Below are 12,703 nucleotides of genomic sequence, written 5' to 3' on the forward strand. Positions count from 1 at the left end.
CTTGCTGTGACGGCAGGCGCGCATGTGCCTCGTCCACGCAAGTCCACAAGTGTCATTCACTCCTTGTCTGATCGCTTTTGAGCGGCAGGCTACAACCCGTAAGGAGCATTCATGCGTCATTACGAAATCATCTTTCTGGTCCACCCTGACCAGAGCGAGCAAGTCGGCGGCATGGTTGAGCGTTACACCAAGCTGATCGAAGAAGACGGCGGCAAAATCCACCGTCTGGAAGACTGGGGCCGTCGTCAACTGGCCTACGCAATCAACAATGTTCACAAGGCTCACTACGTGATGCTGAACGTTGAGTGCACCGGCAAGGCCCTGGCCGAGCTGGAAGACAACTTCCGTTACAACGATGCAGTGATCCGTAACCTGGTCATCCGTCGCGACGAAGCCGTTACCGGCCAGTCCGAGATGCTCAAGGCTGAAGAAAACCGCAGTGAGCGCCGTGAGCGTCGCGACCGTCCTGAGCACTCCGACGCTGATGGCGTTGAGGGTGATGACAGCGACAACAGCGATAACGCTGACGAGTAATCCACGGACCTTTTAAGGAGCCTATCAAATGGCACGTTTCTTCCGTCGTCGTAAATTCTGCCGCTTCACCGCTGAAGACGTGAAAGAGATCGACTACAAAGATCTCAACACTCTGAAAGCCTACGTATCCGAGACCGGCAAAATCGTTCCAAGCCGCATCACCGGTACCAAAGCTCGTTATCAGCGTCAGCTGGCCACCGCTATCAAGCGCGCCCGCTTCCTGGCCCTGCTGGCCTACACCGACAGCCACGGCCGCTGAGACCGGGCAGTCGACACGTAGCAAAGGATTGAATGTATGCGTGCCTTAGCTGAGTTCATCATGCGGGGCCGTATGCAGGCCACTCTGGTAGTGGCTGGATGCGCGGCGTTGCCGCTGTTGTATTGGTTGGGTGCTGCCGCCGGATGCCTTGTGCTCCTGCGGCGCGGAATGAAGGACGCCCTGGGCGTTCTTGCTCTGGGACTGCTGCCGGCGTTGATCTGGTGGCTGTACTCCGACGACCCACGGGCACTTCTGGTGCTGCTGGGGTCTGCGAGCCTTGCGTTGGTTTTGCGCGCAAGCGAGTCCTGGCTCCGCGTGCTGCTGGTCAGCATAGCGATGGGAGTGGTGTTTTCAGTGGTGCTGGGGACGGCTTTTGGTCCCCAGATCGAGATGCTGGCGCAGGCTTTGATCAAAGTCATGCCGTCGCTACTCGGTCAGGTCTACCAGCAGATGTCGGTAGACGAGCAAGCGCGTTTCGCGGCCCTGATTGCACCTATCCTGACCGGCCTGATAGCGGCCTTGCTGCAAATCGTCAGTGTGCTGAGCCTGATTGTCGGGCGCTACTGGCAGGCGTTGTTGTACAACCCAGGTGGTTTCGGTCGCGAGTTTCGCGCCGTGAGAATCCCGCTGGGGCCCGCGATGTTGCTGCTGGCGGGCATGGTTGTGTCACCGAACTTCGGTGCCCAGATGTCCATGCTTGTGCCGTTGTGCAGCGTACCGCTGGTTTTCGCCGGGCTGGCCCTGATTCACGGGCTGGTGGCGCAAAAGCGACTGGCCAGGTTCTGGCTGGTGGGGTTGTACGTAACGCTGTTGCTGTTCATGCAGCTGATCTATCCGTTGCTGGTGGTCTTGGCCATCGTCGACAGCCTGATTGATTTTCGCGGTCGTCTGGCGCCGAAAGACGCCGATAACGCGAACGGTGAAGGTTAAAAGTTAAGAGGTTAATACCAAATGGAACTGATCCTGCTGGAAAAAATCGCCAACCTGGGCAACCTGGGCGACAAAGTAAAAGTTAAGGCTGGCTACGGTCGTAACTACCTGCTGCCTTTTGGCAAAGCCACCGCTGCGACCGCTGCCAACCTGGCTGCGTTCGAAGAGCGTCGCGCTGAGCTGGAAAAAGCTGCAGCTGACCGTAAAGCATCGGCTGAAAGCCGCGCTGCTCACCTGGCTGAGCTGGAAGTGACCATCACTGCCACTGCCGGTGACGAAGGCAAGCTGTTCGGTTCGATCGGCACCCACGACATCGCTGACGCACTGACCGCCTCCGGCGTTGAAGTTGCCAAGAGCGAAGTTCGCCTGCCGAACGGCACCATCCGTCAGGTTGGTGAATACGACGTAGCCGTGCACCTGCACGCTGAAGTCGAAGCTACCGTACGCGTTGTCGTAGTAGCTGCTTAAGCAACACCCTGACCGGCTGGCGGCTTGTCCGTCAGCCGGTTAACATCGGGCACGATCCTGTTTACAGGTCGTGCCCTTTGTCTTTCTGGCAACGCCTGTTTTTCAACCCTGCTTTCCCAAAACCAAGTGGCCATGAACGAAATCTCAGTTCCCGAGCAATACGATCTGCAAACTGCTGCGCTGAAGGTGCCGCCGCATTCCATCGAAGCCGAACAGGCTGTACTTGGTGGTCTGATGCTGGACAACAACGCCTGGGAGCGCGTGCTCGATCAAGTCTCCGACGGTGATTTCTATCGACATGACCACCGCCTGATTTTCCGTGCGATCTCCAAGCTTGCCGATCAGAACATGCCGATCGATGTCGTGACCCTGGCCGAGCAATTGGACAAGGAAGGGCAGACGTCCCAGGTCGGCGGCCTCGGTTACCTGGGGGAACTTGCGAAAAACACGCCTTCGGTCGCCAACATCAAGGCCTATGCGCAGATCGTCCGCCAGCGTGCGACCTTGCGCCAGCTGATCGGCATCAGTAACGAGATCGCCGACAGCGCCTTCAACCCCGAAGGCCGTACCGCCGAAGAGATCCTCGACGAGGCCGAGCGGCAGATCTTCCAGATCGCCGAGGCCCGCCCCAAGACCACCGGCCCGGTAGGCGTCAACGATTTGCTGACCAAGGCCATCGACCGCATCGACACCCTGTTCAACACCGGTGAAGGCATTACCGGCCTGTCCACCGGCTACACCGACCTGGACGACAAGACCAGTGGCCTGCAGCCGGCCGACCTGATCATCGTCGCCGGCCGTCCGTCGATGGGTAAGACAACCTTTGCGATGAACCTCGTGGAAAACGCCGTACTGCGCAGCGACAAGGCGGTGCTGGTGTACTCCCTCGAGATGCCAGGCGAATCGCTGATCATGCGTATGCTCTCGTCCCTGGGGCGCATCGACCAGACCAAGGTCCGTTCCGGCCAGCTGGAAGACGATGACTGGCCGCGCCTGACCTCTGCGGTGAACCTGCTCAACGACCGCAAGCTGTTCATCGACGATACCGCCGGTATCAGCCCGTCCGAGATGCGCGCCCGCACCCGGCGTCTGGTGCGTGAGCATGGCGAAATCGGCCTGATCATGATCGACTACCTGCAGTTGATGCAGATCCCGGGCTCCAGCGGTGATAACCGGACCAACGAGATTTCCGAGATCTCCCGATCCCTGAAAGCCCTGGCGAAGGAATTCAACTGCCCGGTGGTGGCACTGTCCCAGCTCAACCGCTCCCTGGAACAGCGGCCGAACAAGCGCCCGGTGAACTCCGACTTGCGGGAATCCGGAGCGATCGAGCAGGACGCCGACGTGATCATGTTCGTGTACCGCGACGAGGTGTATCACCCGGAAACCGAGCACAAGGGCATCGCCGAGATCATCATCGGCAAGCAGCGTAACGGCCCGATCGGCTTTATCCGGTTGGCGTTCATCGGTAAATACACCCGGTTCGAGAACCTGGCGCCGGGTAGCTATAACTTCGATGATGACGAATAAGATCTTCATCGTCTGACCTGGCCTCTTCGCGGGCAAGCCTCGCTCCTACAGATCGCGCTGACCTGTAGGAGCGAGGCTTGCCCGCGAATGGGTCACCGCAATTTCCGACCACAGCCGTCGGAATTGATCAAAATTTGTGCTATATTCCGCGCCCGCGAAATTCAATGAAAGCCAACACCGGTTATCGACATGCAATCAGCCAAGCCGTTATTTGACTATCCCAAGTACTGGGCCGAATGTTTCGGGCCAGCGCCATTCCTGCCGATGAGCAGGGAGGAGATGGATCAGCTTGGCTGGGATTCCTGCGACATCATCATCGTCACCGGTGATGCCTACGTCGATCACCCGTCGTTCGGCATGGCGATCATCGGCCGTCTGCTGGAGGCCCAGGGCTTCCGCGTCGGGATCATTGCCCAGCCTGACTGGCAATCCAAAGACGACTTCATGAAGCTGGGCGAGCCGAACCTGTTTTTCGGCGTCGCGGCCGGCAACATGGACTCGATGATCAACCGCTACACCGCCGACAAGAAAATCCGTTCCGACGACGCCTACACGCCAGGCGGCATGGCGGGCAAGCGTCCGGACCGCGCGAGCCTGGTCTACAGCCAGCGCTGCAAGGAAGCCTACAAGCACGTGCCGATCGTGCTCGGCGGCATCGAAGCCTCCCTGCGCCGCATCGCCCACTACGACTACTGGCAGGACCGGGTGCGCAACTCGATCCTGATCGACGCCAGCGCCGACATCCTGCTCTACGGCAACGCCGAGCGTGCGATCGTCGAAGTCGCCCAGCGCCTGTCCTACGGCCAGAAGATCGAAGACATCACCGATGTGCGCGGCACCGCGTTCATCCGTCGCGACACGCCGAAAGACTGGTACGAAGTCGATTCCACGCGCATCGACCGTCCGGGCAAGATCGACAAGATCATCAACCCGTACGTCAATACTCAGGACACCCAAGCCTGCGCCATCGAGCAGGAAAAGGGGCCGGTTGAGGACCCGCAGGAAGCCAAGGTCGTGCAGATCCTGGCAAGCCCGAAGATGACCCGCGACAAGACCGTGATCCGTCTGCCGTCGGTAGAGAAGGTCCGCAACGACCCGGTGCTCTACGCCCACGCCAACCGCGTGCTGCACCTGGAAACCAACCCGGGTAACGCCCGTGCGCTGGTGCAGAAGCATGGTGAGGTCGACGTCTGGTTCAACCCGCCGCCCATTCCGATGACCACCGAAGAAATGGACTACGTGTTCGGCATGCCTTACGCGCGTATTCCGCATCCTGCGTATGGCAAGGAGAAAATCCCGGCCTACGACATGATCCGTTTCTCGGTGAACATCATGCGTGGCTGCTTCGGTGGCTGCACTTTCTGCTCGATCACCGAGCACGAAGGCCGGATCATCCAGAACCGTTCCGAAGAGTCGATCATTCGCGAAATCGAAGAAATTCGCGACAAGGTCCCGGGTTTTACCGGCGTGATTTCCGACCTCGGCGGCCCGACCGCGAACATGTATCGCATCGCCTGCAAGAGCCCGGAAATCGAATCCGCGTGCCGCAAGCCGTCGTGCGTGTTCCCTGGCATCTGCCCGAACCTGAACACCGACCACTCTTCGCTGATCCAGCTGTATCGCAGCGCCCGCGCCTTGCCGGGTGTGAAGAAGATCCTGATCGCGTCCGGTCTGCGTTACGACCTCGCGGTCGAGTCGCCGGAGTATGTGAAGGAGCTGGTGACCCACCACGTCGGTGGTTACCTGAAGATCGCCCCGGAACACACCGAGGAAGGTCCGCTCAACCAGATGATGAAACCGGGCATTGGTACCTATGACCGGTTCAAGCGCATGTTCGAGAAGTTCTCCAAGGAAGCGGGCAAAGAGCAGTACCTGATTCCGTACTTCATCGCCGCGCACCCTGGCACCACCGACGAAGACATGATGAACCTGGCGCTGTGGCTCAAGGGCAACGGTTTCCGTGCCGACCAGGTGCAGGCGTTCTACCCGTCGCCGATGGCCAGCGCCACCGCGATGTACCACTCGGGCAAGAACCCGCTGCGCAAGGTCACCTACAAGAGCGACCCGGTGACCATCGTCAAGAGCGAAGAGCAGCGTCGCCTGCACAAGGCGTTCCTGCGTTATCACGATCCGAAAGGCTGGCCGATGCTGCGTGAAGCCTTGACTCGCATGGGGCGCGGCGACCTGATCGGCCCGGGCAAGAACCAGCTGATCCCGCTGCATCAGCCGTCGACCGACAGCTACCAGAGCGCCCGTCGCAAGAACTCGACGCCGGCTGGCAGTCATAAGGTTTCCGGTGAAAAGACCACCAAGATCCTGACCCAGCACACTGGCCTGCCACCGCGCGCCAGCGACGGCGGCAACCCGTGGGACAAGCGTGAACAGGCCAAGGCGGCGGCATTCGCCCGCAACCAGCAGGCGGCCAAGGAGCGCAAGGAAGCGGCCAAAGGCGGCAAAGGGCAGAAGGCCGGGCGCAAGCCGGTGGTGCCGCGCTAAGCCTCATCTCCTGATCGTTCCCACGCTCCGCGTGGGAATGCCTCCTGCAGGGGAGGGGGAATCTTCAGTCGGGCTTTTGCTCGACCCACTTCGGCGCGACGCTCGGGCGCCAGTTCTCCAGCGAATCCAGCAGCGTCTGCGGCGATTCGCTCACCTGCAGCATGTCGCGATGCGCCCCGCGCACGAAACCTTCTTCGACGATGTGATCGAGAAAACCGGTGAGTTTGCTGTAGAAACCGTTCACTTCCAGCAGGCCCAACGGCTTGCCGTGGTATCCCAACTGGCCCCAGGTCCAGACTTCGAATAATTCTTCCAGCGTGCCCAGGCCACCCGGCAGGGCGATGAAGGCGTCGCTGAGTTCGGCCATCCGCGCCTTGCGCGCGTGCATGCCGTCGACCACTTCCAGGCGGGTCAGGCCGCTGTGGCCGATTTCCTTGTCCTTGAGGCTTTGCGGGATGATGCCGATCACTTCGCCACCGGCCGCCAGCGCGGCGTCGGCCACAATACCCATCAGGCCCACGGCGCCACCGCCATAGACCAGGGTCATCTTGCGTTCGGCCAAGGCGCGGCCCAGGGCCACGGCTGCTTCACGGTAAGCCGGATGGGTGCCGGTGCTGGCCCCACAAAATACACAAACGGATGCTAAAGACATGCCTTACTCCAGGGTCGATCAGGGCCACAGAGTAAAGGCATGCGTACCGCGCTCCAAGGACTAAACTTCCCGTTTTGGCGTTTCATAGGTGCCGCTGGCGCCACAGGCGTAGGCGGCGAGCAGGCTGCACAACAGGCTGTTGAGGTACATGTCGAAAGCTCCAGTCAGTGATGATGGCTCGATCATAGGTCCGGGGCAGAAACCTGGCTGGTAGATTGTCTCGATGGGGGCTATAGCCCAAAAGTTGTATACAATTTTTGATTCAGGTCATATGAACTTGCGAAGTTTTCAGGCAGTCTTCTGTCCATTCGCAATTCCCGATAACCCTGCCTTGGAGATTCACCATGTTTGCCAAACTCGTTGCGGTATCCCTGTTGACACTGGCCAGCAGCCAATTGATGGCTGCGGAGTGCAAAGTCACCGTTGACTCCACAGACCAGATGTCCTTCAACACGAAGGCCATTGAAATCGACAAGAGCTGCAAAACCTTCACCGTCGAACTGACCCACTCCGGCAGCTTGCCGAAGAACGTCATGGGCCATAACTGGGTGTTGAGCAAAGAAGCCGACATGCAGCCAATCGCCACTGACGGCCTGGGCGCCGGTATCGACAAGAACTACCTGAAAGACGGCGACGCCCGCGTCATCGCGCACACCAAGATCATCGGTGCCAAGGAGACAGACTCGGTGACCTTCGATGTGTCCAAGCTCGATGCCAACGAGAAATACGGCTTCTTCTGCTCGTTCCCGGGCCATATCTCGATGATGAAAGGCACTGTCACGCTGAAGTGATCGAATTGTCGTCATAAAAAAGCGCCCTTACAGGCGCTTTTTTTTGCTCGTGTAGGAGCTGTCGAGTGAAACGAGGCTGCGATCTTTTGATTTTTTAGAAACAAGATCAAAAGATCGCAGCCTTCGGCAGCTCCTACATAAAGGTCAGCACTTCACGGCGCGAACGGCATCACGCGCTTGTGCTGGGTTTTTCTGTACGTATCGCAAATGATCTTGAATGCTTCCTCGCGCACCGGGTTGCCGTGCAGGAAGGCGTCGATCTCGGCGTAGGTCACGCCGTGGGAGGCTTCGTCCGGTTTGCCTGGCGACAGGTCTTCCAGGTCGGCGGTCGGGACTTTTTCCACCAGCGATTCCGGCGCGCCGAAGCTGCGGGCGATCGCCCGGACCTGGTTTTTCACCAGGCCGCTGAGCGGTGCCAGGTCGCAGGCGCCGTCACCAAACTTGGTGAAGAAGCCCATTACCGCTTCCGCCGCGTGGTCGGTGCCGATCACCAGGCCCTGGGTCGCGCCGGCGATGGTGTACTGGGCGACCATGCGCATGCGCGCCTTGGTGTTGCCGAGCACGAAGTCCACCGAGACCGCGTGTTTGCCTTCGAATGCCGCGACTTCATTGGCCAGGGCCTTGACCGACGGGCCGATGTTCACAGTGTGGCGCTCATCGGGCTTGATGAAATCCACCGAGGCCTGGGCGTCGTGTTCATCGAACTGGGTTTCGTACGGCAGGCGCACGGCGATGAACTTGTAGCTGTCGTCGCCCGTGCGTTGACGCAGTTCGCGCATGGCGCGCTGGGCCAAAAGGCCCGCGGTCAGGGAATCGACACCGCCACTGATGCCCAGCACCAGAGTCTTGAGCCCGGAGTTGACCAGGCAGTCCTGAATGAAGGTAATGCGCCGGGCGACTTCCGCCTCCAGAGCGGCCTCGTCGGCGAACGGCGGTTGAACCTTGAGCTGCTCAGCAATCTCACGCTGTACGGCTTGCATGAATTCACTCCTTGCTAGATGGACCGGATGTGCCGGAAAGGGGGGCAGGTACTTGGAAAACGTGTCGCAAATAGGCGACGAAATTCGGGTCTTTGCAGTGCGTCTTGCCGGGCTCGTCGGAGATCTTGGCCACGGGCGCACCGTTGCAGGCGGTCATTTTAAGCACGATGCTCATCGGTTCGACACCCGGAATATCACACGTCAGGTTGGTGCCGATACCGAAGCTGACATTGATCCGGCCCCGTAGCGCACGGAATATATCCAGGGCCTTGGGCAGCGTCAGGCTGTCGGAGAAGGTCAGGGTCTTGCTCATCGGGTCGATGCCCAGCTTGTGATAGTGCGCGATGGCCTTTTCCGCCCACAGCACCGCATCGCCGGAGTCGTGGCGCAGACCGTCGAAGAGCTTGGCGAAAAACAGGTCGAAATCGCCCAGGAACGCATCGCTGGTGATGCAATCGGTCAGGGCGATCCCCAGCAGGCCGCGGTACTCGCGAACCCAGCAATCGAGGGCGGCAATCTGGCTGTCGATCAGCCGTGGCCCCAGTTGCTGGTGGGCCATGATCCACTCGTGGGCCATGGTGCCCAGGGGTTTCATGTCCAGCTCCCGGGACAGGTGCACGTTGCTGGTGCCGACGAAGCGTCCGGGGAAATCGTGTTTGAGCACGTTCACCACTTCTTCCTGCACGCGGTAGGAGAATCGACGGCGGGTGCCGAAATCGGCGACCTGCAGTTCGGACAGCTCGTCGGCGCTGGCGTTGGCGCTCAGCCAGTCGAACTTGCGATACAGCTGTTCGCGGGCCTGCTCCAGGACGATTTCGCTGTGGCGATAGCGGTTACGCACTTCGCTGACCATGGCCAGGATCGGCACTTCAAACAGGATCACATGCAGCCACGGGCCACGCAGGCGGATGAACAGCTCGCCGTTTTCGATGCCGGTGTGGATGTAGCGCAGGTTGAAGCGGAACAGGCCGAGAAAGCGCAGGAAGTCGGGCTTGAGAAAGGTAATGCGCTCCAGGAAGCTCAACTGATCGGCGCTCAGGCTCAACTCGGCCAGGCGCTCGATCTGCAGGCGGATTTCCTGAAGGTACGGACGCAAATCCTCGCTGTTACGGCAACGAAACTCCCATTCGACTTCCACGTTGGGGTAGTTGTGCAGCACCGCCTGCATCATCGTCAGCTTGTAAAAGTCGGTGTCGAGCAGGTTCTGCACGATGCGATCGGCAAACACACTCTCGCTCATAAAGGGGGTCTCCACATTGAATAGCGATAGTGGCGCATATCGGTGCCGGGAAATGCCAGCGTTTTTTGTACTGACGAAGCCCTGTAGGAGCTGTCGAGTGAAACGAGGCTGCGATCTTTTAATTCTGTTCAAAGAGCAAGATCAAAAGATCGCAGCCTTCGGCAGCTCCTACACGGTGGTAGGTGTATCGATCTGCTCCAACATCCACTTCACGAAATCCCGCACCTTCGGCACTTCCGCCGAATGCTCCGGGTAGGCCAGGTAATAGGCGTCGGTGCTCGGCATTGCATGCTTCCATGGAATGACCAGCTTGCCCTCGGCCAGTTCCTCTTCCACCAGGAACCGTGGCAGCAGCGCCACGCCGCAGCCGACCTGCGCGGCGCGGATACACATATAGAAGGTTTCGAAGCGTGGGCCGTGGTAGCTGTGCTCGGTGTGGTAGCCCTGATTGTCGAACCAGTCATGCCAGGCCTGGGGGCGGGAGGCGTTTTGCAAAAGGACCAGGTCGGCCAGTTGCGTCGGGTCGGTGAAGGGCTCGGCGGGCAGGCTGGCGGGGGAGCAGACCGGCACCAGTTCCTCGCTGAACAGTTTCAGGCATTCGGTGCCCGGCCGTGAGCCCTGGCCGAAGTAGAACGCCAGGTCGCTGCGCCCTTGCAGCAGGTCGTCCGCTTCCTGCTCGCTGCACAGGTCCAGATGAATCGAGGGGTGACGCAGGCGCCAGCCCTTGAGGCGTGGCACCAGCCAGCGGGCGCCGAAGGTCGGGGGCGTGGAAACCCGCAGGACTTCCGTCTCGCCGCCGTAGGAGCGCAGGTAATGGGTCGACATCTCGACCTGGGTGAGGATTTTTCGGACTTCCACCAGGTACAAATCCCCGGCCGGGGTCATTTGCAGGCGGCGGCGCACCCGGCGGAACAACAAGTGCTGCAACAACTCTTCCAATTGCGCCACCTGCTTGCTGACGGCGCTCTGGGTCAGATTCAGCTCTTCGGCGGCCCGGGTGAAGCTCAGATGCCGGGTCACGGCTTCGAAACACTGCAGCGCAGCGATCGAGGGCAGATAGCGTTTGTTCAGCATGGGCGGTCCTTTGTTCTTGTCTCTTTATTGCCTGCAATGCACAGCATGAATAAACGGAATGATATCTCTCTTAATGGTCGTTTGTTGAGTAACCTCGGGAGCGCTAAAACTACAGGTCTGATCAGTCGCGAATGCGCGACTGCACCCGTACCGTTTTCTGCTTGAGGAGTAACCCATGGTTGCCGCATTGCTTGATCGTCTTGGTGTGAACCCGGCCCTGTACCAGAACGGCAAAGTGCCTGTGCATTCGCCCATCGACGGCAGCCGCATCGCCGCCGTGAACTGGGAAGGCGCCGCTGAAGTCGAGCAGCACATCAGTCGCGCGGATCATGCGTTCGAACAGTGGCGCAAGGTTCCGGCGCCGCGCCGTGGCGAACTGGTGCGTCAATTCGGTGAAGTCCTGCGCGAATACAAGGCCGATCTGGGCGAGCTGGTGTCTTGGGAAGCCGGCAAGATCACTCAGGAAGGCCTGGGTGAAGTTCAGGAAATGATCGACATCTGCGACTTCGCCGTCGGCCTGTCGCGCCAGCTGTACGGCCTGACCATCGCCTCCGAGCGTCCTGGTCACCACATGCGTGAAACCTGGCATCCGCTGGGCGTCGTCGGTGTCATCAGTGCCTTCAACTTCCCGGTGGCGGTCTGGGCCTGGAACACCACGCTGGCGCTGGTCTGCGGCAACCCGGTGGTCTGGAAACCGTCGGAAAAGACCCCGCTGACCGCGCTGGCCTGCCAGGCGCTGTTCGAGCGTGTGCTGAAGAACTTCAGCGATGCCCCGCCGTACCTGAGCCAAGTGATCATTGGCGGTCGCGACGCCGGCGAAGCCCTGGTCGATGACCCGCGCGTCGCCCTTATCAGCGCCACCGGCAGCACCCGCATGGGCCGTGAAGTGGCGCCGAAAGTCGCTGCACGCTTCGCCCGCAGCATTCTGGAACTGGGCGGCAACAACGCGATGATCCTCGGCCCGAGCGCCGACCTGGACATGGCCGTTCGCGCGATCCTGTTCAGCGCCGTCGGCACCGCCGGCCAGCGTTGCACCACCCTGCGTCGTCTGATCGCCCACGAATCGGTGAAGGAAGAGATCGTCACCCGCCTCAAGGCCGCCTATTCCAAGGTGCGCATCGGCCATCCGCTGGAAGGCAACCTGATCGGCCCGCTGATCGACAAGCAAAGCTTCGACAACATGCAGGACGCCCTGGAGCGTGCCCTGAGCGAAGGTGGCCGGGTGTTCGGCGGTCAGCGTCAGCTGGAAGACAAATTCCCGAACGCCTACTACGTCGCGCCAGCCATCGTCGAAATGCCGGAGCAGAGCGATGTGGTCTGCCACGAAACCTTCGCCCCGATCCTGTACGTGGTCGGCTACAGCGATTTCAAGGAAGCGCTGCGTCTGAACAACGCCGTGCCGCAAGGCCTGTCCTCGTGCATCTTCACCACCGACGTGCGTGAAGCCGAGCAGTTCATGTCGGCGGTGGGCAGCGACTGCGGCATCGCCAACGTCAACATCGGCCCGAGCGGCGCGGAAATCGGCGGTGCGTTCGGTGGCGAGAAAGAAACCGGCGGTGGCCGCGAATCCGGCTCCGACGCATGGCGCGCGTACATGCGCCGTCAGACCAACACCGTGAACTATTCGCTCGAGCTGCCATTGGCACAAGGCATTACGTTTGATTGAGCAGCCGTAAGCTGCAAGCCACAAGCTTCAAGCAGTTGGCTTGCAGCTTGTAGCTTGCGGCTTGTAGCTGCTCCCCAGGAGCT

The 12,703-nt window shown here is 60.3% G+C and carries 12 protein-coding genes; 8 read left to right on the plus strand and 4 right to left on the minus strand.

Annotation, left to right across the window (positions count from 1 at the left end; genetic code table 11):
- Positions 1–111: 111 nt before the first annotated feature.
- From rpsF to HNO86_RS02580, 6 genes are all read left to right on the plus strand, one after another.
- Positions 112–534: a 30S ribosomal protein S6 gene (rpsF, locus tag HNO86_RS02555; protein WP_003221133.1), complete on the plus strand. Its 423-nt coding sequence runs from the start codon at positions 112–114 to the stop codon at positions 532–534.
- A 28-nt stretch (positions 535–562) separates the two neighbouring features.
- Positions 563–793 carry a 30S ribosomal protein S18 gene (gene rpsR, locus HNO86_RS02560; protein WP_002551829.1) on the plus strand — a complete coding sequence of 77 codons (231 nt, stop codon included), beginning with the start codon at positions 563–565 and terminating at the stop codon, positions 791–793.
- A gap of 36 nt (positions 794–829) precedes the next feature.
- Positions 830–1,723, plus strand: a complete 894-nt coding sequence (locus HNO86_RS02565) for a hypothetical protein (RefSeq protein WP_175375462.1) — start codon at positions 830–832, stop codon at positions 1,721–1,723.
- Between the two features lie 21 nt (positions 1,724–1,744).
- Positions 1,745–2,191, plus strand: coding sequence for a 50S ribosomal protein L9 (gene rplI / locus HNO86_RS02570; RefSeq protein ID WP_175375463.1), 447 nt, complete (start codon positions 1,745–1,747; stop codon positions 2,189–2,191).
- A 132-nt stretch (positions 2,192–2,323) separates the two neighbouring features.
- Positions 2,324–3,721, plus strand: coding sequence for a replicative DNA helicase (dnaB, locus tag HNO86_RS02575; RefSeq protein ID WP_175375464.1), 1,398 nt, complete (start codon positions 2,324–2,326; stop codon positions 3,719–3,721).
- Positions 3,722–3,910: 189 nt separating this feature from the next.
- Positions 3,911–6,217, plus strand: coding sequence for a YgiQ family radical SAM protein (locus tag HNO86_RS02580; RefSeq protein WP_175375465.1), 2,307 nt, complete (start codon positions 3,911–3,913; stop codon positions 6,215–6,217).
- A gap of 64 nt (positions 6,218–6,281) precedes the next feature.
- Here HNO86_RS02580 and HNO86_RS02585 read toward each other — a convergent pair whose 3' ends face one another.
- A complete protein-coding gene (locus tag HNO86_RS02585) occupies positions 6,282–6,869 on the minus strand; it encodes a TIGR00730 family Rossman fold protein (RefSeq protein WP_175375466.1) in 588 nt (195 codons plus the stop codon).
- Between the two features lie 344 nt (positions 6,870–7,213).
- On the opposite strand from HNO86_RS02585, the gene azu reads away from it, so the two are divergent.
- Positions 7,214–7,660: an azurin gene (azu, locus tag HNO86_RS02590; protein ID WP_175375467.1), complete on the plus strand. Its 447-nt coding sequence runs from the start codon at positions 7,214–7,216 to the stop codon at positions 7,658–7,660.
- 152 nt (positions 7,661–7,812) lie between these two features.
- On the opposite strand, the gene nadE is transcribed toward azu, so the two are convergent.
- From nadE to HNO86_RS02605, 3 genes are all read right to left on the minus strand, one after another.
- On the minus strand, positions 7,813–8,640 hold the full coding sequence (gene nadE / locus HNO86_RS02595) for an ammonia-dependent NAD(+) synthetase (RefSeq protein ID WP_175375468.1): 828 nt from the start codon (positions 8,638–8,640) through the stop codon (positions 7,813–7,815).
- Positions 8,641–8,644: 4 nt separating this feature from the next.
- Positions 8,645–9,880: a nicotinate phosphoribosyltransferase gene (gene pncB, locus HNO86_RS02600; RefSeq protein ID WP_175375469.1), complete on the minus strand. Its 1,236-nt coding sequence runs from the start codon at positions 9,878–9,880 to the stop codon at positions 8,645–8,647.
- A 168-nt stretch (positions 9,881–10,048) separates the two neighbouring features.
- On the minus strand, positions 10,049–10,954 hold the full coding sequence (locus HNO86_RS02605; RefSeq protein ID WP_175375470.1) for a LysR family transcriptional regulator: 906 nt from the start codon (positions 10,952–10,954) through the stop codon (positions 10,049–10,051).
- A 175-nt stretch (positions 10,955–11,129) separates the two neighbouring features.
- On the opposite strand from HNO86_RS02605, the gene HNO86_RS02610 reads away from it, so the two are divergent.
- Positions 11,130–12,620 (plus strand): aldehyde dehydrogenase family protein, encoded by a 1,491-nt coding sequence (locus tag HNO86_RS02610; protein WP_175375471.1) that lies wholly within the window; start codon positions 11,130–11,132, stop codon positions 12,618–12,620.
- Positions 12,621–12,703: the final 83 nt, after the last annotated feature.

Origin of the sequence: Pseudomonas sp. C1C7 (genome assembly GCF_013359595.1) — a bacterium.
Taxonomy (GTDB): Bacteria; Pseudomonadota; Gammaproteobacteria; order Pseudomonadales; family Pseudomonadaceae; genus Aquipseudomonas.